Annotated in this window: 22 protein-coding genes and 1 pseudogene; 5 read left to right on the forward strand and 18 right to left on the reverse strand. The window is 53.7% G+C overall.

The genetic code is table 11. The features are described 5' to 3' along the window. Window positions 1-20 precede the first annotated feature (20 nt). Window positions 21-1937 carry a PTS 2-O-a-mannosyl-D-glycerate transporter subunit IIABC gene (gene mngA / locus OGV93_RS05945; protein ID WP_287109440.1) on the reverse strand — a complete coding sequence of 639 codons (1917 nt, stop codon included), beginning with the start codon at window positions 1935-1937 and terminating at the stop codon, window positions 21-23. Between the two features lie 184 nt (window positions 1938-2121). On the opposite strand from mngA, the gene OGV93_RS05950 reads away from it, so the two are divergent. Next, window positions 2122-2838 carry a GntR family transcriptional regulator gene (locus OGV93_RS05950; RefSeq protein WP_019076293.1) on the forward strand — a complete coding sequence of 239 codons (717 nt, stop codon included), beginning with the start codon at window positions 2122-2124 and terminating at the stop codon, window positions 2836-2838. A gap of 81 nt (window positions 2839-2919) precedes the next feature. On the opposite strand, the gene sucD is transcribed toward OGV93_RS05950, so the two are convergent. The 8 genes from sucD to sdhC form a co-directional block, all read right to left on the reverse strand. Further along, window positions 2920-3789: a succinate--CoA ligase subunit alpha gene (gene sucD, locus OGV93_RS05955; protein WP_003022929.1), complete on the reverse strand. Its 870-nt coding sequence runs from the start codon at window positions 3787-3789 to the stop codon at window positions 2920-2922. Continuing rightward, complete coding sequence (gene sucC / locus OGV93_RS05960; RefSeq protein WP_003022927.1) at window positions 3789-4955, reverse strand: ADP-forming succinate--CoA ligase subunit beta; 1167 nt, start codon at window positions 4953-4955, stop codon at window positions 3789-3791. Before sucC ends, sucD begins: the two co-directional genes overlap by 1 nt. Window positions 4956-5045: 90 nt before the next feature. Continuing rightward, window positions 5046-6269: a 2-oxoglutarate dehydrogenase complex dihydrolipoyllysine-residue succinyltransferase gene (gene odhB, locus OGV93_RS05965; RefSeq protein WP_016156001.1), complete on the reverse strand. Its 1224-nt coding sequence runs from the start codon at window positions 6267-6269 to the stop codon at window positions 5046-5048. 14 nt (window positions 6270-6283) lie between these two features. Next, a complete protein-coding gene (sucA, locus tag OGV93_RS05970; protein ID WP_016152283.1) occupies window positions 6284-9085 on the reverse strand; it encodes a 2-oxoglutarate dehydrogenase E1 component in 2802 nt (933 codons plus the stop codon). A gap of 235 nt (window positions 9086-9320) precedes the next feature. Next, window positions 9321-10037 (reverse strand): succinate dehydrogenase iron-sulfur subunit SdhB, encoded by a 717-nt coding sequence (sdhB, locus tag OGV93_RS05975; protein WP_003022921.1) that lies wholly within the window; start codon window positions 10035-10037, stop codon window positions 9321-9323. A gap of 15 nt (window positions 10038-10052) precedes the next feature. Further along, entirely contained in the window at window positions 10053-11819 is a 1767-nt protein-coding gene (gene sdhA, locus OGV93_RS05980; RefSeq protein WP_003022919.1) for a succinate dehydrogenase flavoprotein subunit, read from the reverse strand. Further along, window positions 11819-12166, reverse strand: coding sequence for a succinate dehydrogenase membrane anchor subunit (gene sdhD, locus OGV93_RS05985; protein ID WP_005122550.1), 348 nt, complete (start codon window positions 12164-12166; stop codon window positions 11819-11821). Before sdhD ends, sdhA begins: the two co-directional genes overlap by 1 nt. Then, entirely contained in the window at window positions 12160-12564 is a 405-nt protein-coding gene (gene sdhC / locus OGV93_RS05990) for a succinate dehydrogenase cytochrome b556 subunit (protein ID WP_016152282.1), read from the reverse strand. The genes sdhD and sdhC overlap by 7 nt, the downstream gene beginning before the upstream one ends. A 437-nt stretch (window positions 12565-13001) precedes the next feature. On the opposite strand from sdhC, the gene OGV93_RS23905 reads away from it, so the two are divergent. The 3 genes from OGV93_RS23905 (at window position 13002) to OGV93_RS06000 (ending at window position 15765) form a co-directional block, all read left to right on the forward strand. Then, window positions 13002-13055, forward strand: a complete 54-nt coding sequence (locus tag OGV93_RS23905) for a hypothetical protein (RefSeq protein WP_418135082.1) — start codon at window positions 13002-13004, stop codon at window positions 13053-13055. A gap of 206 nt (window positions 13056-13261) precedes the next feature. Beyond that, window positions 13262-14545, forward strand: coding sequence for a citrate synthase (locus OGV93_RS05995; RefSeq protein ID WP_016152281.1), 1284 nt, complete (start codon window positions 13262-13264; stop codon window positions 14543-14545). 173 nt (window positions 14546-14718) lie between these two features. Next, entirely contained in the window at window positions 14719-15765 is a 1047-nt protein-coding gene (locus OGV93_RS06000) for an AbrB family transcriptional regulator (RefSeq protein WP_153646808.1), read from the forward strand. On the opposite strand, the gene nei is transcribed toward OGV93_RS06000, so the two are convergent. The 8 genes from nei to ybgI are packed head-to-tail and all read right to left on the reverse strand — an operon-like array spanning window position 15762 to window position 22057. Beyond that, window positions 15762-16553: an endonuclease VIII gene (gene nei, locus OGV93_RS06005; protein WP_137352662.1), complete on the reverse strand. Its 792-nt coding sequence runs from the start codon at window positions 16551-16553 to the stop codon at window positions 15762-15764. The genes OGV93_RS06000 and nei overlap by 4 nt on opposite strands. A 14-nt stretch (window positions 16554-16567) precedes the next feature. Then, window positions 16568-17212: a pyroglutamyl-peptidase I gene (pcp, locus tag OGV93_RS06010; RefSeq protein WP_287109441.1), complete on the reverse strand. Its 645-nt coding sequence runs from the start codon at window positions 17210-17212 to the stop codon at window positions 16568-16570. Between the two features lie 9 nt (window positions 17213-17221). Next, window positions 17222-18217 (reverse strand): DUF979 domain-containing protein, encoded by a 996-nt coding sequence (locus OGV93_RS06015; RefSeq protein ID WP_016152277.1) that lies wholly within the window; start codon window positions 18215-18217, stop codon window positions 17222-17224. Further along, entirely contained in the window at window positions 18214-18936 is a 723-nt protein-coding gene (locus tag OGV93_RS06020) for a DUF969 domain-containing protein (protein ID WP_019076288.1), read from the reverse strand. The genes OGV93_RS06015 and OGV93_RS06020 overlap by 4 nt, the downstream gene beginning before the upstream one ends. 55 nt (window positions 18937-18991) lie before the next feature. Next, window positions 18992-19726 carry a 5-oxoprolinase subunit PxpA gene (pxpA, locus tag OGV93_RS06025; protein WP_053388605.1) on the reverse strand — a complete coding sequence of 245 codons (735 nt, stop codon included), beginning with the start codon at window positions 19724-19726 and terminating at the stop codon, window positions 18992-18994. Beyond that, window positions 19716-20648 carry a 5-oxoprolinase subunit PxpC gene (gene pxpC, locus OGV93_RS06030; protein ID WP_047359481.1) on the reverse strand — a complete coding sequence of 311 codons (933 nt, stop codon included), beginning with the start codon at window positions 20646-20648 and terminating at the stop codon, window positions 19716-19718. Before pxpC ends, pxpA begins: the two co-directional genes overlap by 11 nt. Continuing rightward, window positions 20642-21298, reverse strand: a complete 657-nt coding sequence (gene pxpB, locus OGV93_RS06035; protein WP_046274709.1) for a 5-oxoprolinase subunit PxpB — start codon at window positions 21296-21298, stop codon at window positions 20642-20644. The genes pxpC and pxpB overlap by 7 nt, the downstream gene beginning before the upstream one ends. 15 nt (window positions 21299-21313) lie before the next feature. After that, window positions 21314-22057 carry a radiation resistance protein YbgI gene (gene ybgI, locus OGV93_RS06040; protein WP_029139454.1) on the reverse strand — a complete coding sequence of 248 codons (744 nt, stop codon included), beginning with the start codon at window positions 22055-22057 and terminating at the stop codon, window positions 21314-21316. 289 nt (window positions 22058-22346) lie between these two features. Between ybgI and dtpD the strand changes: the two genes are divergently transcribed. Then, complete coding sequence (gene dtpD / locus OGV93_RS06045) at window positions 22347-23828, forward strand: dipeptide permease DtpD (RefSeq protein ID WP_047497726.1); 1482 nt, start codon at window positions 22347-22349, stop codon at window positions 23826-23828. 49 nt (window positions 23829-23877) lie between these two features. Here dtpD and OGV93_RS06050 read toward each other — a convergent pair. Beyond that, a pseudogene (locus tag OGV93_RS06050) lies at window positions 23878-24809 on the reverse strand (Rpn family recombination-promoting nuclease/putative transposase). Window positions 24810-24900: the final 91 nt, after the last annotated feature.

Below are 24900 nucleotides of genomic sequence, written 5' to 3' on the forward strand. Positions count from 1 at the left end.
ATTTCCTGTTGAGTAAGTGCTTACGGCATCACGCTATCGGTGACGTATTTCCCCTGTTTAACCGCTTGACGACGCCAGAGCAGTAAAATCGCCGTGGAGATAATCGTCCCAATCAGCGCGGCGCCAAACCAGCCCGCGGCGGCCATCACCGCGCTTAGGTCTGTGGGGATAAGTAAAAAGAGCGAGAAAATCCCGGCACCTGGGGTCGAAAGCCCAATCCCCATGGCCCCAACGATGGCTCCGGTCGCCATCGACCCCATCACTAAAGAGCCAATCACCCGAATCGGGTCCTCAATCGCCAGCGGAATCGCGCCTTCGGTAATCCCGGCAAGGCCGAGCAGCCAGGTGGATTTACCGGTCTCAATCTCAAACTGTTTGAACAGGCGTGGCGCCAGCATGGTTGAGGCGGTGACGGTAAAAGCAGAAACCATTTTTACCGAAGCGAAAATGGCGTAGGGGCCGAATACGCCGTTGGCCATCGCGCCCAGACAAAATGCATATGCCGCTTTATTGACCGGACCGCCAAGATCAAACGAACACATAAAGCCCAGGATCATACCGAGCAGTAGCGCGTTGGTGCCTGATAACCCATTTAGCCAGGCCGTCAGCGAGGTATTGATCCAGGCGACAGGCTCGCCAATCACAAACAACATCAGGCTACCCGCGCCCAACGTGCCAATCACCGGATAGAGGTAGAACGTTAAAAAGCCATTGAATTTGCTGCTTAATCGCAGATGCTGTTTCACCCAACGCATGAGATAACCGGCAATCAGGCCACCGGCAACACCGCCAAGAAAACCCGAGCCGATTAAGTTTGCCGCCAGACCCGCCGCAAAGCCTGGAGCCAGCGCTGGTTTATCCGCCAGCGAATAAGCGATATAGGCCGACAGTACCGGAACCATCAGCGTGCCCAGCATCCCGCCGCCGAGTTGGCGATACATCCACAGCCAGGATTTCTCTAAGCTGTACACATCCTGTAGGCCGAAAATCTGTGCAATCAATACCGCCACCGCCAGTACCGTCCCTCCGGCGACGATTAACGGCACGGCAAACGAAATTCCGCTCAGCAGTGCTTGTTTCAGGTCGGTTTTCAGCCCCTTTTTCACCTCTGTCTGTGGCTGAGAAACACGCTGGCTTTGCAGAGGCTCCAGCGCTAACGCCTGTTCAATCAGCGCTTTTGCGTGGCGCAACGGTTCGGCAACCGGAACGGAGATCGCCGGGATACCGTTGAAACGTTCACTTTCTTTAATAGCGACCTCTGCGGCGAAAATGCAGGCGCGCGCATCATTCAGTTGTTGAGCCGTTAAGCGGTCTTCAATGCCATTGGCACCCTGTTTTTCCACCACCACGTTAACGCCCATTTGCCGACCGGCTTTCTCCAGATACTCAGCCGCCATATAGGTATGCGCAATCCCCGCCGGACATGCGGTAACGCAAACAATCGTTGGCGCATCCGCCGTCGCCACTGCGGCCTGCGGCGGTGTTTCGACCACTAATGCCGCCAGCACCGCTTCGGCGCTGGTCGCCGCCATGACGCGAGCACGCAGATCCTCATCCGCAAGGCAGGTGGTCAGTTCGGTCAGGATTTGGATATGAGTCGAACCGGCTTCATCTGGCGGAATCGCCAGCAAAAAAATAAGTTCAACAGACTCCGGGCCATCAATACCTTCCCAGTCCATCGGTTCACTCAGCGTCGCCACCGCGAAAGCCGCCTCTTTCACGGCCGACGATTTACCGTGCGGTACCGCCAACCCTTCGCCAAGCGCCGTAGGTCCCAGCGATTCGCGGTGAAAAACTTCCGCCAGATAAGCGTCGGCATCGGTGATTTTGCCTAATTCGGTCAGCCGCTGCGTAAGTTGGCGAATGGCATCGTCACGATCGGTAAATCTCGCCTGCACACAGACTGCGCGAGGGTGGGACAGTATTGTCAAATTCATCATGGTCCTCAGAGGATTGTCATTATTATGTGCCGCGATTGTCGCAGACAAAACAATACCTTTACGTGATCAATTTCACTAACAAGACAATATTTGTATTTAATTTGTATTATTTACTATTGATAAAATGTACGCATAATTTGTCTTGAATATCTGACTTTATTGCCGACAAAAGCGAAAAGAGATGAGCAAAAAACCGATGTACCGCCAGATAGCCGACGTTCTGCGCGAACAAGTTGCAAAAGGTGAATTAAAACCAGGTGATGCACTTCCCACAGAATCTACGCTACAGAGCCGTTTCGAGGTCAGCCGCGTGACCATCAGGCAAGCACTCAAGCTGCTAACGGAACAGAATATTATCGAGAGCATTCAGGGCAGCGGTTGGTATGTGAAAGAGGAGCGCGTTAATTACGACATTTATCAGCTCACCAGTTTTTATGAGAAGCTGGCCGACCGTCAGGTTGAAACGCACAGCGAAGTGAAGGTCTTTGAGGTCATTCCAGCAGGAGAGATGCTGGCCGAGTGGCTACAGCTGGCGGCTGAAGATAAAGTCTGGCATGTAAAACGGGTTCGTTTTATTAAGCAGAAAGCCGTTACCCTCGAAGAGACATGGATGCCGCTCGCCCTCTTTCCCGATCTCACCTGGGAGGTGATGGAAAATTCTAAATATCACTATATAGAACAGATCAAAAAGATGGTTATCGATCGCAGCGAGCAGGAACTGATCCCGGTTATTCCGGATGAGGATACTGTAGAAATGCTGGGCATGCCGCAGGGGAAACCAGTGCTGGAGAAAATCTCTCGCGGGTTTCTGCTCGATGGACGCGTTTTTGAATACAGCCGCAACACCTTCAAAAGCGACGATTATAAATTTACGCTGGTGGCAAAACGACGCCATTAAAAAAGGCCATCATCAGATGGCCAACCATGTCGAAACGGGACCAGCCCTTGACTATGCAGAGAGTCAGGGCTGTTTTTTTTCTTACTTAATCACTGTTTTCAGCGCTTCGCCGATATCGGCCAAGCTACGAACGGTTTTCACGCCAGCGGCTTCCAGCGCAGCGAATTTCTCATCCGCCGTACCTTTACCCCCTGCGATGATCGCACCAGCATGACCCATACGTTTACCTTTCGGCGCAGTCACACCCGCGATGTAACCCACAACCGGCTTGGTCACATGATCTTTAATGTACGCCGCTGCTTCTTCTTCCGCGCTACCGCCGATCTCACCGATCATGACGATCGCTTCAGTCTGCGGATCTTCCTGGAACAGCTTCAGGATATCGATGAAGTTAGAGCCAGGGATCGGGTCGCCGCCGATACCCACACAGGTAGACTGACCAAAACCATAGTCGGTGGTCTGCTTAACCGCTTCATAGGTCAGCGTACCGGAACGAGAAACGATACCGACTTTACCAGGCTTGTGAATATGGCCCGGCATGATGCCGATTTTGCATTCGCCAGGGGTGATAACACCTGGGCAGTTCGGGCCGATCATGCGCACGCCCGCTTCATCCAGCTTCACTTTCACGGTCAGCATATCCAGCGTTGGGATACCTTCGGTGATGGTGATGATAAGCTTGATGCCTGCATCAATAGCTTCCAGGATGGAGTCTTTGCAGAACGGAGCCGGAACGTAGATAACGGTGGCGGTTGCGCCGGTCGCTTCTACTGCTTCACGTACGGTGTTGAACACCGGCAGACCCAGATGCGTGGTGCCGCCTTTGCCCGGCGTAACACCGCCGACCATTTGCGTACCGTAAGCAATCGCTTGTTCAGAGTGGAATGTCCCCTGGCTACCGGTGAAGCCCTGGCAGATAACCTTGGTATCTTTATTAATTAAAACTGACATTATTTCCCCTCCACTGCGGCAACAACCTGCTGAGCTGCATCCGTCAGACTTTTCGCTGCAATAATATTCAGGCCGCTATCAGCCAATTTTTTCGCGCCGAGTTCAGCGTTGTTACCTTCAAGACGTACCACGACCGGAACGTTAACGCCCACTTCTGCTACCGCGCCGATGATACCGTCCGCGATCAGGTCGCAGCGTACGATACCGCCGAAGATGTTAACCAGTACGGCTTTAACATTGTCGTCAGAGAGGATAATTTTGAACGCTTCGGTTACACGCTCTTTGGTCGCACCGCCGCCAACGTCAAGGAAGTTAGCCGGTTCGCCGCCGTGCAGTTTAACGATGTCCATGGTGCCCATTGCCAGGCCCGCGCCGTTAACCATACAACCGATGTTGCCGTCCAGAGCGACGTAGTTCAGTTCCCACTGTGCAGCCTGTGCTTCACGCGGATCTTCCTGAGACTGGTCGCGCATTTCACGCAGGTCAGCCTGGCGGAACAGCGCGTTGCCGTCAGCGCCCAGTTTGCCGTCGAGGCAGATCAGATCACCCTGCTTGGTCACCACCAGCGGGTTGATTTCGATCAGCGCCAGATCGCGCTCAAGGAAGATAGTCGCCAGACCCATGAAGATCTTGGTGAACTGCTGAACCTGTTTACCTTCCAGACCCAGTTTGAACGCCAGTTCACGACCCTGATAAGGCATCGGACCGGCCAGCGGATCGAGCGCTACTTTGTGGATCAGGTGCGGCGTTTCTTCCGCCACTTTTTCAATTTCCACGCCGCCTTCGGTAGAGGCCATGAAGACCACGCGACGGGAACTACGGTCAACAACTGCGCCGAGGTAAAGTTCTTTACCAATGTCGGTCGCTGCTTCAACCAGAATCTGATTTACCGGTTGACCATGGGCGTCTGTCTGGTAAGTGACCAGACGTTTACCCAGCCAGTGTTCAGCAAAAGCACGAATGTCTTCTTTGCTGTTCACAACCTTCACACCGCCCGCTTTACCACGGCCACCAGCGTGAACCTGACATTTCACTACCCACGGGCCTGCGCCGATTTTAGATGCAGCTTCTTCAGCTTCACGCGGAGTAGTACAGGCATAACCCACCGGTGCCGGTAAGCCATAGCGGGCAAAAAGTTGTTTTGCCTGATATTCATGTAAGTTCATGTGTTCTGTCCATCCTTCAGGTAATCGTTATCTTTTACCCGTAGGCCTGATAAGCCTCCAGACCTACGGGGCAGGTGATACTCTTATTTACTACACGTCCAGCAGCAGACGCGTCGGATCTTCCAGCAACTCTTTAATGGTTACCAGGAAGCCTACTGACTCACGACCATCGATCAAACGGTGGTCATAAGACAGCGCCAGATACATCATCGGCAGGATTTCAACCTTGCCGTCTACGGCCATCGGACGATCTTTGATGGCATGCATACCCAGGATGGCGCTCTGCGGTGGGTTGATGATCGGGGTAGACATCAGGGAACCGAACACGCCACCGTTAGTGATGGTGAAGTTACCGCCCGTCAGATCGTCGACCGTCAGCTTGCCGTCGCGACCTTTAACTGCCAGTTCTTTAATATTTTTCTCGATGTCAGCCATACCCAGCAGATCCACATCACGCAGGACCGGCGTGACCAGGCCACGCGGCGTGGAGACCGCCATGCTGACATCAAAGTAGTTGTGGTAAACCACGTCATCACCGTCGATGGACGCGTTCACTTCCGGATAGCGTTTCAGCGCTTCAACAACCGCTTTCACGTAGAAAGACATAAAGCCCAGACGGATACCGTGACGTTTCTCGAACGCGTCACCGTACTGCTTACGCAGATCCATGATTGGCTTCATGTTGACTTCGTTGAACGTGGTCAGCATGGCGGTGGAGTTTTTCGCTTCCAGCAGACGCTCAGCTACGCGTTTGCGTAGACGGGTCATCGGAACACGTTTTTCGCCACGAGCGCCCAGTTGAGCCTGTGGTGCAGGCGCGGCGGCCGGCGCTTTGGCTTCTGCTTTCGCAGCCGGTGCTTTAGCCAGATGCTTTTCAACATCTTCACGCGTGATACGACCACCGACGCCGGTGCCATTGATGGCGCTGGCTTCGAGATTATGCTCACCCAGCAGGCGACGGATCGCCGGGCTCAGGGCATCGTTGTTCTGTTCAGCAAGAGACGCCTGCTGGCGTTGTGCCGGAGTAGAATCTTTCTCTTCAGACTTGGCGCTGGTCTCTTTGCCAGAGCTGTTGCCTTCACGCAGGCGACCGAGGATCTGGCGAGAAGTGACGGTTGTCCCTTCATCTTCCAGAACCGCATCAAGAATACCGTCCGCTGATGCCGGTACTTCCAGTACCACTTTGTCAGTTTCGATTTCTACCAGTACTTCATCACGACGTACTGCATCGCCCGGTTTTTTGTGCCAGGTTGCAACCGTTGCATCCGCTACGGATTCAGGCAGGTCGGGAACAAGAATATCTACGCTACTCATTATTTATCCTTTATTTAATCGACGTTCAGCGCGTCATTAACCAGATCTTGTTGCTGCTTCTGGTGAACGGACATATATCCTACTGCCGGAGAGGCAGAGGCCGGGCGACCTGCATAACGCAGAGCTGACCCAAATGGAATTACTTCACGGAAATGATGCTGGCTGCAGTACCATGCGCCCTGGTTGAGCGGCTCTTCCTGGCACCAGACAAAATCATGTACATGAGCAAACGGTTTCAGCGCTTCCTGCACCGCTTTATGCGGGAACGGATAGAGCTGTTCGATACGCACAATGGCGACATCTTTTTGGTCGTTCTTGCGGCGTTGCTCCAGCAGGTCGTAATAAACCTTACCAGAACACATCACGACACGCTTCACGCCTTTAGGATCAAGTTCATCTACTTCGCCAATGGCTGGCAGGAAAGTGCCATTTGCCAGTTCGTCCAGCGTGGACACCGCCAGCGGATGACGCAGCAGCGACTTCGGTGACATCACTACCAGCGGACGACGCATTCCGCGCAGCGCCTGACGACGCAGCATGTGGTAAACCTGTGCCGGGGTAGACGGGACGCAAACCTGCATGTTTTGCTCAGCGCAAAGTTGCAGATAACGTTCCAGACGCGCGGAAGAGTGCTCCGGACCCTGACCTTCATAGCCGTGTGGCAGCAGCATAACCAGACCGCACATACGGCCCCATTTCTGCTCGCCGGAAGAGATGAACTGGTCGATAACCACCTGCGCACCGTTGGCGAAGTCACCGAACTGCGCTTCCCAGATAGTCAGGGTGCGCGGTTCTGCCGTGGCATAACCGTACTCGAATGCCAGCACCGCTTCTTCAGACAGCACGGAGTCCCATACGCGGAACGTGCCCTGCCCGTTATGCACATGCTGCAGCGGAGTGTACGTTGAACCATTCGCCTGGTTATGAATCACCGCATGACGGTGGAAGAAGGTTCCGCGGCCAGAGTCTTCACCCGACAGACGTACCGGAATGCCTTCATCAACCAGCGTGGCGTAAGCCAAATTCTCTGCGCCACCCCAGTCGAACAGCTTCTCGCCTGCGGCCATGGCCTGACGGTCGCCGTAAATTTTGGCAACACGCGACTGCATTTCCACCGCTTCAGGCACGGTGCTGATGCGTTTTGCCAGCTCCTGCAGACGCTTCATCTCAACTTTATTCGGGTAGTTTTCATCCCATTCGTGGTTGAGGTACGGCGACCAGGTGAAGGAGTGCATATTCATTGGACGCCACTCTTTCACCACGCATTCGCCTGCGTCCAGCGCGTCACGATACAGATTGACCATTTCGGTCGCATCTTCCAGCGTAGCGACGTTGTCCGCTTCCAGCTTGTCAGCGTAGATTTTGCGCGGGGTCGGATGCTTTTTGATTTTCTGATACATCAGCGGCTGGGTTGCGCTTGGCTCGTCGGCTTCGTTGTGGCCGTGACGGCGGTAGCACACCAGATCGATAAAGACATCGCGTTTAAAGGTATTACGGAAATCCAGTGCCAGACGCGTTACGAAAGCGACCGCTTCCGGGTCATCCGCGTTCACGTGGAAAATCGGCGCCTGAACCATCTTACCGATGTCGGTGCAGTACGGTGTAGAACGTGCATCTAGCGGGTTAGAGGTGGTGAAGCCCACCTGGTTGTTGATAACGATGCGAACGGTACCGCCCACTTCGTAACCACGCGCTTTCGACATGTTCAGGGTTTCCTGAACCACGCCTTGCCCGGTTACTGCCGCATCACCATGAATAGTGATTGGCAGCACTTTATTGCTGCTCGGCTCGTCCAGACGATCCAAGCGTGCACGTACGGAACCGATAACCACCGGGCTAACGATTTCCAGGTGCGACGGGTTAAACGCCAGCGCCAGATGCACCAGACCGCCTTCGGTTTCGATATCTGATGAGAAGCCCATGTGGTACTTCACGTCACCGGTGCCGAGGTGTTCTTTATGTTTGCCCGCAAATTCGTCGAATAGATCCTGCGGCTTTTTACCCAGCACGTTAACCAGGACGTTCAGACGACCACGGTGCGCCATACCCAGTACCACTTCACGGGTACCGCTGTTACCGGCGTGGCGGATCATCTCTTTGAGCATTGGGATTAACGCATCACCGCCTTCCAGCGAGAAGCGTTTCGCGCCCGGGAACTTCGCGCCCAGGTAGCGTTCCAGACCTTCCGCTGCAGTCAGTTCGCTGAGGAAGCGTTTCTTCTCTTCACTACTGAACGCAGTACGACCAGACTCGATACGCTGCTGAAGCCAGCGTTTTTCTTCGGTGCTGGTGATGTGCATATACTCGGCGCCAATCGGGCCGCAGTAGGTTTGTTTCAGCGCGACAACCAGGTCGCTCAGCTTCATCGTGTCTTTGCCACCGGCAAAAGAACCCACGTTAAAGCTTTCCTGGAAATCCGCATCGGTCAGATCGTGGAAGGAGGGATCCAGATCGGCCACATTTTCTTGCTGCCACAGTCCCAGCGGATCGAGATTCGCATGCTGATGACCGCGGAAACGATAGGCGTTAATGAGCTGCAGGACTTTAACCTGCTTCACATTGGCATCAGGGTCGGAAATAGAAGAAGAGTAACGTGGGGTAATCAACGCCTGTCGACGGAAATAATCACGTGTTTTTGAGTGGAGTTGATCCGGTTTGACTCCGGTACCAGGTAACTGCTGGAACGTCGAACGCCAGTTAGCATCTACCGAGTCAGGGTCGGTTAAGAAGTCTTCATAGAGCTGTTCTATCCAGCTCTGGTTAGAACCAGAGAGGTAAGAAGAGTCCAACCAGGCTTTCAAAGCGCTGTTCTGCATCGTGATCCCTTAAGCATTTGTATGCTTATTTCGCCGTGGATACTACCACGCACACCGATGTGCGTGCCGGGGTTCACTTGTTGCGGACTGTCGTGTCATCTGCGTCCGCTAAGGAACCTTTAAAAACTGTCTAATAATCGTCGTCGTTCAGGCTGCGATTATTGCTATCAATGTGGCAGTTTTTAGAGGTTTCCCTGCACGGCCGGGGAATCTCTTCCCCGGCAACTACAACTACTTATGCACTACGTTTGAGCAGCATCGACTTAATATGACCGATGGCGCGCGTCGGGTTCAGCCCTTTAGGACATACGCTGACGCAGTTCATGATGCTATGACAGCGGAATACGCTGAAAGCGTCACTTAAACCTTCCAGACGGCTGTCGGTCTCGGTATCGCGGCTATCAATTAAGAAGCGATACGCGGCCAACAGGCCTGCCGGGCCAATAAACTTGTCCGGGTTCCACCAGAATGATGGGCAGGACGTTGAGCAGCATGCACACAAAATACATTCATACAGCCCATCGAGCTTCTCACGCTGCTCTGGCATTTGTAAATGCTCACGAGCCGGAGGATTTTTCCCATTATTCAACAAGTAAGGCTTAATCTTCTCATACTGTGCGTAGAATTGCCCCATGTCTACAACCAAATCGCGCACAACCGGTAAACCTGGCAGCGGGCGAATGACAATTTTCTTGCCCGGCTGATTCAGCGCAGAAATAGGTGTGATACAGGCCAGTCCATTTTTGCCGTTCATGTTCAGGCCGTCGGAGCCGCAGACCCCTTCACGGCAGGAGCGACGAAACGACAGCGACGGATCTTTTTCTTTCAGCTGCATCAACGCATCCAGCAGCATCATGTCGCGCCCTTCTTCCGCCTCCAGGGTGTAATCCTGCATGCGCGGAGCGTCGTCAACATCCGGGTTATAGCGATAAACTGAAAACTCGAGTTTCATTGTCCTGTCTCCGCATTAATAAGTACGAATCTTCGGCGGGAATGCCGGGCGCAGCTTCGGTTCCATATTGACTTGACGTCGCGTCATGGATTCCGACTCTGGCAGGTACAGGGAATGGCACAGCCAGTTTTCGTCATCACGTTCCGGGAAGTCGAAGCGGCTATGCGCGCCACGGCTTTCGGTACGGAAGTTTGCAGATACTGCAGTGGCGTACGCGGTCTCCATCAGGTTATCCAGCTCCAGACACTCAACGCGCTGGGTGTTGAACTCGCTGGAGGTATCGTCCAGACGGGCATTTTTCAGGCGTTCGCGAATCGCTTTCAGCTCTTCCAGCCCCTTCGCCATCGCATCGCCTTCGCGGAATACCGAGAAGTTATGCTGCATACATTCTTGCAGCGCTTTACGAATTGCCACCGGGTCTTCACCGTTACGGTTACCGTTCCAGCGATTCAGACGCGCCAGAGAAGCGTCGATTTCATCTTCGGTTGCATCCAGCAGGTCACCCTGCTCTGCGATAGATTCCTGCAGATGCAGACCCACAGCACGACCAAATACCACCAGGTCAAGCAGTGAGTTGCCGCCCAAACGGTTAGCACCGTGAACCGATACGCAGGCGATTTCACCGACGGCAAACAGCCCTGGGATCACCACATCTTCGCCCTGCTCATTCACGGTCAGCGCCTGGCCGGTGACTTTGGTCGGAATACCGCCCATCATATAGTGGCAGGTTGGGATAACCGGGATCGGCTCTTTCACCGGGTCAACGTGAGCAAAGGTACGGGACAGTTCGAGAATACCCGGCAGACGGGACTCCAGCACTTCTTTACCCAGGTGGTCGAGTTTCAGTTTGGCGTGCGGCCCCCACGGACCGTCGCAGCCGCGACCTTCGCGGATTTCGATCATGATGGAACGCGCCACCACGTCACGACCCGCCAGGTCTTTCGCATTCGGGGCATAACGCTCCATGAAGCGCTCACCGTGTTTGTTCAGCAGGTAGCCACCTTCACCACGACAGCCTTCTGTTACCAGAACACCCGCACCAGCGATACCGGTTGGGTGGAACTGCCACATCTCCATATCCTGCACCGGCACGCCAGCGCGGATAGCCATACCGACGCCGTCACCGGTGTTGATGTGGGCGTTGGTGGTGGACTGATAAATACGGCCAGCACCGCCGGTCGCCAGCACGGTTGCGCGAGCTTTGAAGTAAACTACTTCACCGGTTTCGATACACAGCGCGGTACAACCAACAATCGCGCCATCGGCATTTTTCACCAGATCCAGCGCGTACCACTCGGAGAAGATGGTGGTGTGGTTTTTCAGGTTCTGCTGATACAGCGTGTGCAACAGCGCATGGCCGGTACGGTCTGCCGCTGCCGCGGTACGTGCCGCCTGCTCGCCGCCGAAATTCTTCGACTGGCCGCCAAACGGACGTTGATAAATTGTGCCATTATCGAGGCGAGAGAACGGCAGCCCCATGTGGTCCAGCTCCAGAATCGCTTCCGGACCGGTTTTACACATATATTCAATAGCGTCCTGGTCACCAATGTAGTCCGACCCTTTTACGGTGTCGTACATGTGCCATTCCCAGTTATCTTCATGGGTATTACCGAGCGCAACGGTGATGCCACCTTGCGCAGATACGGTATGGGAACGGGTTGGGAACACTTTGGAGAGCAGCGCACAGGTCTGACCGCTCTGGGAAATTTGCAGCGCCGCGCGCATACCTGCGCCGCCGGCACCAATCACAACAGCATCAAATTCTCTGACTGGCAGTTTCATTACACACCCCACACCACAACAAATCCATAAATGACGTAAACCACCAGCGCAACGACGATAGCCAGTTGCAGAATCAGGCGCACGGCCAGCGGTTTAACGTAGTCGGTCAACACCTGCCACATGCCGATCCAGGCATGAATCAAGATGGAGAAAAGAGCCAGCAGGGTGAAGACTTTGGTGAATGCCGATGAGAAGAAACCGGTCCAGACTTCAAACGTCAGTTCGCCGCTGGTGGCGAAGAAGCCGACCATATAGATGATGTATAACGTCAGAACGATAGCGGTAGCACGGACCAGAATGAAGTCATGTACGCCGTTGCGTCCTAATGCGGAGGCGTTGCTTACCATACGAGGACTCCTGCGAGAAGTGAAAGCACGACAATGATAACGAAACAAATTTTGGCGGAACGTGTCCCTGCTTCGAGGGTTTCTTCGATATAGCCAAAATCCATCAACAGATGGCGAATGCCCATTACGGCGTGATATGCCAGCGCAATCAGGATCCCCCACAGAATTAACTCCACAAAGAAGTTATTCATAATGGATGACGCCGCGAGGAAACCTTCAGGGGAGGAAAGGCTGGTACCCAATAACCACAACAGAATCCCGACCGCCACGAAGGTGATCACTCCGGATACGCGATGGAGAATGGACGCTATCGCCGTGATTGGGAACCGGATCGTTTGTAGATCCAGATTGACAGGTCTTTGTTTTTTCACATTTCTTATCATGAATAACGCCCACATGCTGTTCTTATTATTCCCTTTGGACTTCGGGTACAGAAGATGAAGATACCTGTAGCCTGAAAGACGACGGGATTTCCTTCCTCCGGTCTGCGTGCGGGTCAGACAGCGTCCTTACTATAACTACGCGTCATATAAAACACTGCTTCCAGATGCTAAAACGACACGTTACAACGCTGGTTGGCTCGGGATTGCAGGGTATTCCGGAGACCTGGCGGCAGTATAGGACGTTCACAAAATCATTACAATTAACCTACATATAGTTTGTCGGGTTTTATCCCGAACAGTGACATAGGTCACGATAACAACATTATTTTAATTTTTAACCATCTAATTTGACAATCATTAAACAAAGTTGTTACAAACGACACCAGAAAAAGCATATAATGCGTAAAAGTTATGGGGTCACTCTTTCACCGGACATTTAGTTATGTAACAGTGTGGAAGTATTGACCAATACAGTCAGGACAGTTATTAGTGATAGACAGGTTTAATAATTCGGATTGCTAAGTTCTTGATTTGCAGTTTATTCGCCATGAAAAGACCGTTTTACCTGCAAGCGCCCATAGCTCTGTACCCAGGTTATCCCCTCTTTCGCAGAGCGGCGAGCCAAATAACAAACTGGTAACGGTTCATTGATGTACGAAGGCAAATGTGAGTTCCAGCAGTCTTAAGCAATAAGGCGCTAAGGAGACCGTAAATGGCTGATACTAAAGCAAAAATCACTCTAAATGGTGACTCTGCTATTGAACTGGATGTGCTGAAAGGTACGCTCGGTCAAGATGTTATTGATATTCGTAGTCTTGGCTCAAAAGGGATGTTTACTTTTGACCCAGGTTTCACCTCTACCGCATCCTGCGAATCCAAAATTACTTTCATCGACGGTGACGAAGGTATTTTGCTGCATCGCGGCTTCCCGATTGATCAGTTGGCGACCGAGTCAAACTATCTGGAAGTGTGTTATATCCTGCTGTACGGCGAAAAACCGACGCAGGAGGAGTACGACGAGTTCAAAACAACAGTCACTCGCCATACCATGATCCACGAGCAGATCACCCGCCTGTTCCACGGTTTCCGCCGCGACTCTCACCCGATGGCCGTTATGTGTGGTGTTACCGGGGCGCTGGCTGCGTTCTACCACGACTCGCTGGATGTGAATAATCCGCGTCACCGTGAAATCGCCGCTTTCCGTTTGCTGTCCAAAATGCCGACCATGGCAGCGATGTGCTACAAATATTCCATCGGACAGCCGTTCGTGTACCCGCGTAATGACCTCTCCTACGCCGGTAACTTCCTGAACATGATGTTCTCCACGCCGTGCGAAAAATACGAAGTGAATCCGATTCTGGAACGCGCAATGGACCGTATCTTGATCCTGCACGCTGACCACGAACAGAACGCCTCAACCTCTACCGTTCGTACCGCCGGTTCTTCTGGCGCTAACCCGTTTGCCTGCATCGCGGCCGGTATTGCTTCCCTGTGGGGACCAGCACACGGCGGCGCAAACGAAGCTGCGCTGAAAATGCTGGAAGAAATCAGCTCTGTTAAACACATTCCGGAATTTGTTCGCCGCGCGAAAGACAAGAATGATTCCTTCCGCCTGATGGGCTTTGGTCACCGTGTTTATAAAAACTATGACCCGCGCGCCACCGTCATGCGTGAAACCTGCCATGAAGTACTGAAAGAACTGGGCACCAAAGATGATCTGCTGGAAGTGGCGATGGAACTTGAACACATTGCGCTCAACGACCCGTACTTCATCGAGAAGAAACTCTACCCGAACGTAGATTTCTACTCCGGCATCATCCTGAAGGCGATGGGTATTCCGTCTTCCATGTTCACCGTTATCTTCGCCATGGCGCGTACCGTGGGCTGGATTGCACACTGGAACGAAATGCACACCGACGGCATGAAAATCGCTCGTCCGCGTCAGTTGTACACCGGCTACGATAAGCGCGATTTTAAGTCTGATATTAAGCGTTAATTGTCTGCCGGATGGCGCCAGCGCCTGTCCGGCTTACAGCCATTAATTCTCCCGGGTCGGACAAGGCATTGAAGCCAGAATCCGACCTGTTTTTTTGATGCATATTATTTTATTCTCATCATGCTTTCTCTATGATTTACTGAGATTTCCGTCATTTCACTCAGGAGCATGGGATGCCTGTTTTGCAGTGGAGCCTGTTGTTTCTGCTATCGCTCCTTCTTTCCCTGTTCTTTTTGTTTATACACCTTCCAGGACCGCTGCTGCTCGGTTCGATGCTCGTCGGCATCATATTCAGTATGCGCGGCATCTCACTGCACCCTCCCCGCTGCACATTTCTTGGCGCGCAGGCGATTCTCGGCTGCATGATTGCCCAAAACCTGACTGGCTCAATCTTAACGACCCTTACGGCCCACTGGCCGATGGTGATTATCATCCTGCTGGCGACCCTTATCAGCAGCGCGGTAATCGGCTGGCTGCTGGTTCGCTACAGTAACCTACCGGGAAACACCGGTGCATGGGGCTCGTCACCTGGCGGTGCGGCGGCAATGGTGGCGATGGCGCAGGAATATGGTGCCGACATCCGGCTGGTGGCGTTTATGCAGTATCTGCGCGTACTGTTGGTGGTTGGTGCGGCGGCACTGGTCACCCGAGTGATGATGGGCGACCAGGCCCAAACGGTCAGTGAGCAAATCGTCTGGTTTCCGCCGCTGAGCAGCAATCTGTTCAGTACCCTGGCGCTGGCCGCCGTTGCCGGTACGGCCGGGCGTCTATTGCGTATCCCCTCTGGCGTCATGTTGTTACCGATGCTGGCAGGCGCATTGCTGAATGCCGGAGGCGTGATGGTGATCGAACTGCCGGAATGGCTGCTGGCGATTGCCTATATGGCCATCGGCTGGCAAATTGGCCTGGGTTTTGACAAGCAGATCTTTTTAATGGCGTTGCGCCCCTTACCGCAAATCCTCTTGTCCATTTTTTCACTGATGGCGATCTGCGCCGCTATGGCCTGGGGACTGGCGCATTACATGCAGATAGATTTTCTTACCGCCTATCTGGCGACCAGTCCAGGCGGCGTGGATTCTGTTGCGGTGATTGCCGCGGGGAGTCACGCCGATATGGCGCTGATCATGGCGATGCAAACCCTACGGCTATTCAGTATTTTATTGACTGGCCCGGCGGTGGCGCGGTTTATTTCGCTACACGCGCCAAAGCATCCCGCTTAGTGCTGACATCCTGGACACCAGTAAAAGGGTCGTGAAGAGAGCGTCGTTTTTTCGATGGTTCCGCCACAGCGCTCACAGGCTTCACCATCCCGGTGAAAGACCTTAAAGCGAAACAGCGCGCCGTGATGTTTATTCTCATCCACCAGCCCGCGGGTGTTATAGGACAAACGAGGAATATCAAGCAGCGCATGCGCCAGCGCATCCAACTGCTCATCTCCGAGCATCGACGCTTTATGCTGTCCGGTCAGCCCTACCTGCCAGAGAATCTCTACCCGCAGGTAGTTACCTAATCCCGCCAGAAACGCCTGGTCCAACAGCAGGCCAGAAAACTGGCGATTGCGAAAACGCGGGGATAACAGACGCGCTTTCACGTCATCGGGCGTTAAACGTAAATCCAGGACGTCCGGCCCAACCCGTTGCAGGAACGGGTGGGTAGCGAGCTGTTCCGGCGTCAGCATGTCGATATCAGAGGCGCTATAGAGCAGAATAGTTTTGTCGTGTGTTTGCAACCTGACACGCAGTACCCGCGAAGTCTGCGGTATTTTGCCGGTATCCACCACTCGCCACACGCCATAGAGCTGATTGTGGCTGTACAGCGTCAATCCATTAGAAAAATGGGTCAGCAATGCTTTACCCCGCGTTTCAAGCTGGGTAACACTCTGCCCAATCAGTTGAGATTGATACGGTTTTAGCTGCTCAAAGGCAAACCAGACATCGGTCAGGGGTTTGCCTTTGACTGCCGCCTCCAGGTTATCCGCCGCGCGGCGGATCTCCGGGCCTTCAGGCATAATACTGTCCTTTTTTAATGTGTTGCACCGCCCGTCACTGCGATATCACTCTCCACCTGCAACGCGGTGGCAATCGCAACTTCCAGCGCCCGGCGCACCGTGTCCGCTGCCATACTTGGTGCCCCGGGGTGCTGTGCAGCCTGTTGCGGCAAATAAGGGATATGAATAAATCCTCCCTTCACCGCCGGAACGTCACGTAGTTTATGCAGCAGGCCATACATCACGTGGTTACACACGAAAGTGCCCGCGGTCTGGGAAACCGAAGCCGGAATTCCCGCGTTGCGCATGGCAACAACCATCGCTTTGATCGGCAACGAACTAAACCACGCCGCCGGACCATCGGCCACAATCGGCACATCTACCGGCTGTTGACCCTGATTATCCGCAATACGCGCATCGTCAACGTTGATCGCCACGCGCTCCACGGTGACATCCGCGCGCCCACCCGCCTGCCCCACCGCCAGCACCAGTGATGGCGACAGCGCGTCAATCGCACCATTGAGTACGGCAAGAGATTCGCCAAAGACGCACGGCAGTTGGCGGGCAACGACGCGGCATCCGCCGATGATAGTATTGTCGAGGCCCGAGACTACTTCCCAGGAAGGGTTAACTGACTCGCCGCCAAAGGGTTCAAATCCCGTGATGAGTACTGTTTTCATCCTGTCACCTTACAAGAACATCAGGAAATACATCAGGAACACGTTGACCAGCAACAGCAGTATGCCGGTTGGCACCTGCGCTTTAATCACCGCGTTTTTATCCGGCAGCTCCAGCAGCGCTGCAGGAACAATGTTAAAGTTTGCCGCCATCGGCGTCATTAACGTCCCGCAATAGCCAGAGAACATACCAATTGCCGCCATTACTGCCGGATTGCCGCCGTGCTGCAGCACGAGGATCGGAATACCAATTCCAGCGGTCACGATCGGGAAAGCGGCAAACGCATTGCCCATGACCATCGTCAGCAATGCCATGCCGAGGGTGTACACCGCCACTGCGATAAAGCGGCTATCCACCGCCAGGTATTCTTGCGTCAGCCAGGAAATACCGCTGCCTACGCCCGCTGCCGTAAACAACAGCCCGAGCGTGGCCAAAATCTGCGGCAGGATGAACGCCCAGCCGATGGAGTCCAGCAGACGGCGCGCCTCCTGAATCGGTTGATGAACCCGCTCATGGGTCATTTTTATCGCCATCGCCAGACCAATCAACGAGCCTGCGGTCATAGAAAAGAGCGTCACCAGCGTGGCGTGATTACCCGGCCCAAACAGCGCATCCTGTAAGCCCGGAATATGGTTGAACATCAGCACGCCAATAACCGTTACCACCGGAATTGCCAGCGCCGGGAAAAACAGGCGGTTACCCAGACGACTGGCGCTTTCTTCGCGCTGTTGCTGCGTTCGTTGATGGTAGCTTCCCAGCTTCACGCCGCCAAAACCGGCGATCAGGGCCAGCACGACCACCGCAACGCCAACGGCAATATGCACCGTGCGTTTGTCGCCAAACAGCGAATATGTCCAGTCGCCAAGCAGAAACAGTACGCCGTATATGCCCCAAAACAGGCCGGTGGTGAAGCGACGCGGGTTCGCTTTGTCCTGCCAGGACATCAGCGCCACAATCAGTAATACCGCTCCCGCCAGCCAGTAGAGATAGCTTTGTTGAAAATTCATTTCGCTTCCCCTTTCGCTGCGGCATTCGCTTTCGCCACCTCACGTTGCAAATAGCTATCCAGACGCCACAGACGCGTACCGTGGATCAGGAATGCACAAATTGCCGTAGGGATCCCCCACAAGGCAATATGCAGCGGTTCGGTCTGGATCCCACCAGACTCCAGCATAAAGTTGTGCATAAAAATGATGGCGCCGAAGGCAACAAAGATATCTTCACCGAAGAACAGTCCGACGTTATCGGTCGCAGCTGACATGGCGCGCAGACGATAGCGTACCGCCCCAGGTATCTCGCCGTGATTTTTCTCTGCGGCTCCTTCCGCCATCGGCGCCAGCAGCGGACGCACCATCTGCGGATGCCCCCCCAGACTGGTCAGCCCTAACGCAGCGGTCGCTTCGCGAATGAACAGATAGACAATAAGCAGACGGCCACTGGTGGCGCTGCGGATTTTTGCAATCCACGCCTGAGCACGCTCTTTGAGTCCGTGGCGTTCCAGCAGGCCAATAACCGCCAGCGGGATCAGCAGGATAAATGGCAGGTTGCGGGTGTTAAGAAAACCTTCACCCAGCTTCTCAAGGATAGTGGCTACCGGCATATGCGCCGCCAGCCCCGTGACGATCCCGGCAATAATGACCACCAATACCGGGTTAAAACGTAAAAGAAATCCGACCACGATGACGGCGATCCCCGTCAATGGCCAGAGAGAAATTACCTCTCCCATAATTCAGTCCTGTATATGTTGTTGTGTAATATATTATTGTTTTGTATGAATAAATTTATGCGCTAATTTGAATGTTGCATGCATTGAATGCGGCTCGCAAGCGACGGGCAAAAGCGAGTGCGTGCTCACCATCCCCGTGAATGCATACCGTCTGGGCTGTCACGCTCGCCCACGTTCCACTCTGGCTTTTTACTCTGCCGGATTGCACCATTTCTAGCGTTTGCGCCAGCGCCTGCTCTTCATCCTCAATCAATGCGCCCGGCTGGCTGCGCGGCACCAGACTGCCATCCGCCTGATAACCCCGATCGGCAAAAACCTCCTGACGTGTTACCAGACCATAGCGTTCACCCGCACGAATCAGTTCGCTTCCCGCCAGCCCTACCAGAACCAGCGACGGATCGCAGGCATACACCGCTTGAGCAATAGCATCCGCCAACTGAGGATCTTTCGCCGCCTGGTTATAAAGCATACCGTGCGGTTTAACATGACGCATTACGCCGCCCTGCGCACGCGTGATGGCAGCCAGCGCACCAATTTGATACAGCGTCTGCGCATACACCGTTTCCACAGGCAGGGTCATGGCGCTACGGCCAAAATTTTCCCGATCCGGAAAACTCGGATGCGCGCCTATCGCTACGCCATTTTTTAGCGCTTCGCGCACGCTTAAAAGCATCGTCTGCGCATCACCGGCGTGAAACCCACAGGCGATGTTGGCTGATGACACCAGTTGCAGCAGCGCTGCATCGTTAGGGCATCCCTCACCGAGGTCTGCGTTGAGATCAATTTTCATTGTTAAGTCGCCATGTTAACTGTTCCAGATAACGCTGCCGATCGTGGCGCGCCTTAAGCGCTTCCTCCAGCGAACACTGCACAAAATGGATCGGCTGGCCGAGCGGGATCTGCGCCAGATGATACATATCTGCTTCGATGATACAGGCGATACGCGGATAGCCGCCCGTCGTCTGAGCATCGTTCATCAGCACGATGGGCTGACCATTATGCGGAACCTGCACTACGCCAGGGAGCAAACCATGCGACAATAGCTCGCGATCGGTCGTGCGCGTCAGCGACTGCCCCTGCAAGCGATACCCCATACGGTTGCTTTGCGGACTCAGTTGCCACGGGGAGCGCCAGAAAGAAGCCTGCGATACTTCGTCAAACTCCTGGTATTCAGGCCCAGGGAGCGCACGAATATGGTTGCCCCACATCAGCTGTTTTACGCCCTGCGGCCCGCTGAATTGCCGGGTCGATGCGCCAATTGCCAGCCGATCGCCATCGCGCAGCAGACGCCCTTCCAGCCCTCCAATTCCGACTTTGAGATCGGTACTGCGCGAGCCCATTACTTCGGGCACATCAAAACCGCCAGCTACCGCCAGATAGCTGCGCATGCCGTGATGTGGACGTTTTAGCGTCAGACGTTGCCCGGCTTTCACCGGTAGCCGCCATCCGCTCCATACGGGAGTACGATCCAGGTGCGCTTCACATCCCGCACCGGTCAGGGCAAACCAGCCATCGGTTTCAAATTCCACCACCAACTGCCCCAGTGTGATTTCCAGCGCAGCTGCATTCGCATCATTACCCACCAGCAGGTTAGCAACGTTCAGCGCCGGTTTATCCAGCGCGCCACAGTGACTGATTCCGGATTGACGAAAACTATGGCGTCCCCCGTCCTGTACAGAGGTGTACATGCCAGCGCGAATGATGTTTAACATATCCCCTCCTTCTGCGGGACAAAACGCACGGTATCGCCAGCCCGTAACAGAATCGGCTCCTGCCGTTTTGGATCAAATAACGCAACGGAGGTACGGCCAATCAATTGCCATCCACCTGGCGTGGAAAGCGGATAGACCCCCGTTTGGGATCCGCCAATACCCACAGAACCTGCCGGAACAAGCAGACGCGGTTCCGCACGCCTCGGAGTATGGAGCGGTTCAGGTAAGCTCCCGAGATAGGGAAATCCCGGCTGAAAACCGATAAACCACACCACATAATCAACCGACGCATGAAGTTCGACGACCTGCTTGTCGCTTAATCCACTGTGCCGGGCGACCTCTGCCAGATCGGGGCCGAACTCACCGCCATAGGTCACGGGAATTTCAATAAAGCGCGAGTCCGGCTCCAGCGCCTCACTCTCTTCCCACCAGCGCTGCAGGCGTTCAATCGCATCCAGCGCCAGCGTTTTCGGGTCGCGCAGGGTAACCGTGATATTGTTCATTCCCGGAATAGCTTCCAGCACATTCGGGGCATCAACCAAACGCTGGGCCAGACGCCAGATGCGTTTCTGAGTCGCCAGCGTAATGGGAGGTTCCAGCTCAAGAACCACCGCACTTTCACCTAACAGATAACAACGCGCTCGCTGCACTTTCGTCCCTCTTTATTACGCTGGATTAGGAATATCGATAAAGGTTACGTCCAGATCGGTATTTTCATTCAGCCATTCGCTCAATGCGCGAATGCCGCCGCGTTCGGTCGCATGGTGACCAGCAGCATAAAAATGCAACCTTTGCTCGCGGGCTGAGTGAATGGTTTGCTCTGAAACTTCACCGGTGATAAAGGCATCGACACCAAACCGGGCTGCGCTATCAATGAAACTCTGACCGCCCCCTGTACACCAGGCGACGCGCTGAACTTTTTCCGGCCCGGTATCACCGCACCATAACGGTTTACGCCCTAAACGCGCTTCAATCCACGATGCCAGCTCCAGCCCCGGAACCGGCATGGAGAGTTCTCCCCATGGCACCAGCGGCTCGATTTCACCCATGACGGTGATCCCCAACAGCGCTGCCAGTTGCGCGTTATTACCCAGTTCCGGGTGAGCATCCAGCGGCAGGTGCCAGCCATACAGGTTGATATCATTTTCCAACAGCGTTTTCAGACGATGGCGCTTCATACCGCGAATAACCGGAGATTCGCCTTTCCAGAAATAACCGTGATGAACGATGACCGCATCCGCCTGCAGACGTACCGCCTCGTCCAGTAACGCCTGACTTGCGGTCACGCCGGTCACGATCTTATGCACCGTCTCTTTGCCCTCAACCTGCAAACCATTCGGCGCATAGTCGCTAATGGCGGCGCTGTTCAGTTTGTCGTTGATCAGTTGTTCCAGTTCGGTGTTTTTCATCATCGTCCTCGTAGTCATAAATTCTGCCTGCCCAATCAGCAACACAGCTTAGGTTAAAATAGCGTCCCCGCTTGCGTTCGTCGATAGACATTTCACTGACACATCAAGAAACAATCACACCCGATTTGAACGCAATTTGCTTACCCCCACGCGATCTAATTCATGTATATTTATGCAATCAGACAGCATATTGCAAAAATAATCAGATCTGTATCAAAGTTAAAACTTTAAGGAAACACACTCGCGCGGCACGTTCAGCCTGTCGCGAGGCATTTACTTCGAGAAAAGAATGAATAAACAAGCATCTCAACCACGGGCGATTTATTACGTCGTTGCGCTACAAATTTGGGAATACTTCAGTTTTTACGGCATGCGTGCATTGCTGATCCTGTATCTCACTAACCAGCTTAAGTACGACGATAATCACGCATATGAACTGTTCAGCGCCTACTGCTCGCTGGTCTACGTCACGCCCATTCTTGGGGGATACCTGGCCGATAAAGTGCTCGGCAATCGAATGGCGGTGATGATCGGCGCATTTTTAATGGCAGTGGGGCATCTGGTATTGGGCGCCAGCGAAATGGCCCCGGCGTTCCTTTATTTGTCGCTGGCGATTATTGTCTGTGGCTACGGTCTGTTTAAATCCAACATCAGTTGCCTGTTAGGCGAGTTGTATCAGCCTGAAGACCCTCGCCGTGACGGTGGGTTCTCTCTGCTCTACGCTGCCGGTAATATTGGTTCAATCATCGCGCCTATTGCCTGCGGCTACGTGCAGGAAGAGTACAGCTGGGCGATGGGCTTTGCGCTGGCGGCGATTGGCATGCTGGCGGGGCTGGTGATTTTCGTATGCGGTAATCGCCATTTCGCCCATACCACCGGCGTCAACAAGGCCGTCTTGTGTGCGAAAAAATATATGCTGCCAAACTGGGCCTGGTTGTTAGTTCTGCTGGTTGCAGCACCGCTGCTGATTACCGTTCTGTTCTGGAAAGAGTGGTCCGTTTACGCACTGATCGTTGCTACTGTTATTGGTCTGGCGGTTCTGGCGAAGATTTACCGCCAGGCGCAGACCCAGAAACAGCGCAAAGAGCTGGGGCTTATCGTTACGCTGACCTTCTTCAGTCTGTTGTTCTGGGCCTTTGCTCAACAGGGCGGCAGTTCGATTAGCCTGTATATCGACCGCTTCGTTAACCGCGATATTCTGGGATATTCCGTCCCTACCGCGATGTTCCAGTCGGTTAACGCCTTTGCCGTTATGCTGTGCGGTATTGTGCTGGCCTGGGTGGTCAAAGAAAGCGTTAGCGGTAATCGTACCGTACGTATCTGGGGTAAATTTGCCCTTGGCCTCGGTTTAATGAGCGCCGGATTCTGTATTCTGACCTTGAGCGCCCGCTGGTCCGCGACTTACGGTCACTCTTCCATGCCGCTGATGGTATTGGGGCTGGCGGTCATGGGCTTTGCCGAGCTGTTTATCGATCCGGTGGCTATGTCTCAGATTACACGTATCGAGATCCCAGGGGTGACCGGCGTATTAACGGGTATTTACATGCTGCTTTCCGGGGCCATCGCCAACTACCTGGCCGGCGTTATCGCCGATCAAACCTCACAAGGTTCGTTTGACTCAGCGGGCGCTATCAACTATTCCATCAATGCATATATTGATGTCTTTAGCGAAATAACCTGGGGCGCGCTGGCCTGTGTGGTGCTGGTACTGCTGATTTGGCTGTACCAGTCGTTGAAGTTCAGAAATCGTCCGCTGGCGGTAGAGTCCTGAGTTTACAGGCCCGATGATGTAATAAGATTCGGGCCTGTTTTTCTGGAGATTATGCATGGTTTACAGCCAAATCCGCTTCTGAAACACCGGTCACCAGTTTTACCATTTCGCGTTCTATTCCCTGTTCCAACATGGTTTGCGCTATACGTAATGCCGCTTCTTGTTTTCCTTCTTCTTTGCCTTGTTGTAGTCCTTGTTGTAGACCTTCCTGTAATCCATCTAACCGTAACCGCTCTGCAATAGTCATCAGCCTCTCCTTGTGTTGGGGGATCCGTTGTGCCATCTCTTGCATAAACTCATTAAAGCGAGATTCATCGCCAGATTGTAGAATGTAATTAAACATCGCTTGTAATTGCGTGTCATTAGCGCATCCCGTAAGTAGCAGCGTGGTCAGTTGCTCTACCAGCCCCATCAAATCCCGCCGACGGATATGTTTTTGCATTAATTCCAGCAGCGCCATTCGCCTGTGAGCCATGATCTCATCATCGGGTACTACCGTTATGTCCACCAACGGAAATGCGCTGGAATAAAGTTGTCTTGCCGCCACGGAGTCGGCAAAGGCATCCAGCCAGCACAACGAGTACGGATAGGGGCTTCGGCAGCCATGATAAAACAGCATCGGTATCACCAGCGGCAGTTCCTTATGCCCTGCGTCCAGATGGCGCTGCATCGCCGCCATCGCATAACGCAACAGACGAAAAGCCATATGCGGCTCGGCTGAACTTTGATGCTCTAAAACCACATAGATATAACCGTCGCCGTCGCGTGTGTGCAAAGACCAGAGCACGTCGGAGTAGCGCGAACGTAAATCCGCTTCAATAAAGCTTCTGACTCCAGCTTCAGCGAATTCAAATCGCAAAGTGTCCGCAGTTCAGCTGGCAGGTGAATGTCGAGAAAATCCCGCGCAGTTTCGGGATGATGTAAAAACGTTTTAAACACCGCATCGTGCGGTGTGGATGTCGTTGGCGCTGGCGTTGTCATTAATTTCCGTCATCTGAATGAAGATGACGGAAATTTACTGCTGAGGGAAAACTTATGCAGCAGGGTATTCACGGTACTGAGAGCACGTTTC

The organism is Citrobacter sp. Cb031, assembly GCF_030336725.1.
GTDB lineage: Bacteria > Pseudomonadota > Gammaproteobacteria > Enterobacterales > Enterobacteriaceae > Citrobacter > Citrobacter braakii.

What these genes read in the sequence shown, in the direction of transcription:
- pcp (WP_287109441.1), bottom strand. Translation starts at nt 17,212, where the DNA reads ATGAAAACAGTACTCATCACGGGATTTGAACCCTTTGGCGGCGAGTCA.
- OGV93_RS06020 (WP_019076288.1), bottom strand. Translation starts at nt 18,936, where the DNA reads ATGGGAGAGGTAATTTCTCTCTGGCCATTGACGGGGATCGCCGTCATC.
- sucA (WP_016152283.1), bottom strand. Translation starts at nt 9,085, where the DNA reads ATGCAGAACAGCGCTTTGAAAGCCTGGTTGGACTCTTCTTACCTCTCT.
- sdhB (WP_003022921.1), bottom strand. Translation starts at nt 10,037, where the DNA reads ATGAAACTCGAGTTTTCAGTTTATCGCTATAACCCGGATGTTGACGAC.
- sucD (WP_003022929.1), bottom strand. Translation starts at nt 3,789, where the DNA reads ATGTCAGTTTTAATTAATAAAGATACCAAGGTTATCTGCCAGGGCTTC.
- sdhA (WP_003022919.1), bottom strand. Translation starts at nt 11,819, where the DNA reads ATGAAACTGCCAGTCAGAGAATTTGATGCTGTTGTGATTGGTGCCGGC.
- ybgI (WP_029139454.1), bottom strand. Translation starts at nt 22,057, where the DNA reads ATGAAAAACACCGAACTGGAACAACTGATCAACGACAAACTGAACAGC.
- OGV93_RS06015 (WP_016152277.1), bottom strand. Translation starts at nt 18,217, where the DNA reads ATGAATTTTCAACAAAGCTATCTCTACTGGCTGGCGGGAGCGGTATTA.
- OGV93_RS05995 (WP_016152281.1), top strand. Translation starts at nt 13,262, where the DNA reads ATGGCTGATACTAAAGCAAAAATCACTCTAAATGGTGACTCTGCTATT.
- OGV93_RS05950 (WP_019076293.1), top strand. Translation starts at nt 2,122, where the DNA reads ATGAGCAAAAAACCGATGTACCGCCAGATAGCCGACGTTCTGCGCGAA.
- OGV93_RS06000 (WP_153646808.1), top strand. Translation starts at nt 14,719, where the DNA reads ATGCCTGTTTTGCAGTGGAGCCTGTTGTTTCTGCTATCGCTCCTTCTT.
- sdhC (WP_016152282.1), bottom strand. Translation starts at nt 12,564, where the DNA reads ATGTGGGCGTTATTCATGATAAGAAATGTGAAAAAACAAAGACCTGTC.
- mngA (WP_287109440.1), bottom strand. Translation starts at nt 1,937, where the DNA reads ATGAATTTGACAATACTGTCCCACCCTCGCGCAGTCTGTGTGCAGGCG.
- pxpC (WP_047359481.1), bottom strand. Translation starts at nt 20,648, where the DNA reads ATGTTAAACATCATTCGCGCTGGCATGTACACCTCTGTACAGGACGGG.
- sdhD (WP_005122550.1), bottom strand. Translation starts at nt 12,166, where the DNA reads ATGGTAAGCAACGCCTCCGCATTAGGACGCAACGGCGTACATGACTTC.
- sucC (WP_003022927.1), bottom strand. Translation starts at nt 4,955, where the DNA reads ATGAACTTACATGAATATCAGGCAAAACAACTTTTTGCCCGCTATGGC.
- dtpD (WP_047497726.1), top strand. Translation starts at nt 22,347, where the DNA reads ATGAATAAACAAGCATCTCAACCACGGGCGATTTATTACGTCGTTGCG.
- pxpA (WP_053388605.1), bottom strand. Translation starts at nt 19,726, where the DNA reads ATGAAAATTGATCTCAACGCAGACCTCGGTGAGGGATGCCCTAACGAT.
- nei (WP_137352662.1), bottom strand. Translation starts at nt 16,553, where the DNA reads ATGCCTGAAGGCCCGGAGATCCGCCGCGCGGCGGATAACCTGGAGGCG.
- odhB (WP_016156001.1), bottom strand. Translation starts at nt 6,269, where the DNA reads ATGAGTAGCGTAGATATTCTTGTTCCCGACCTGCCTGAATCCGTAGCG.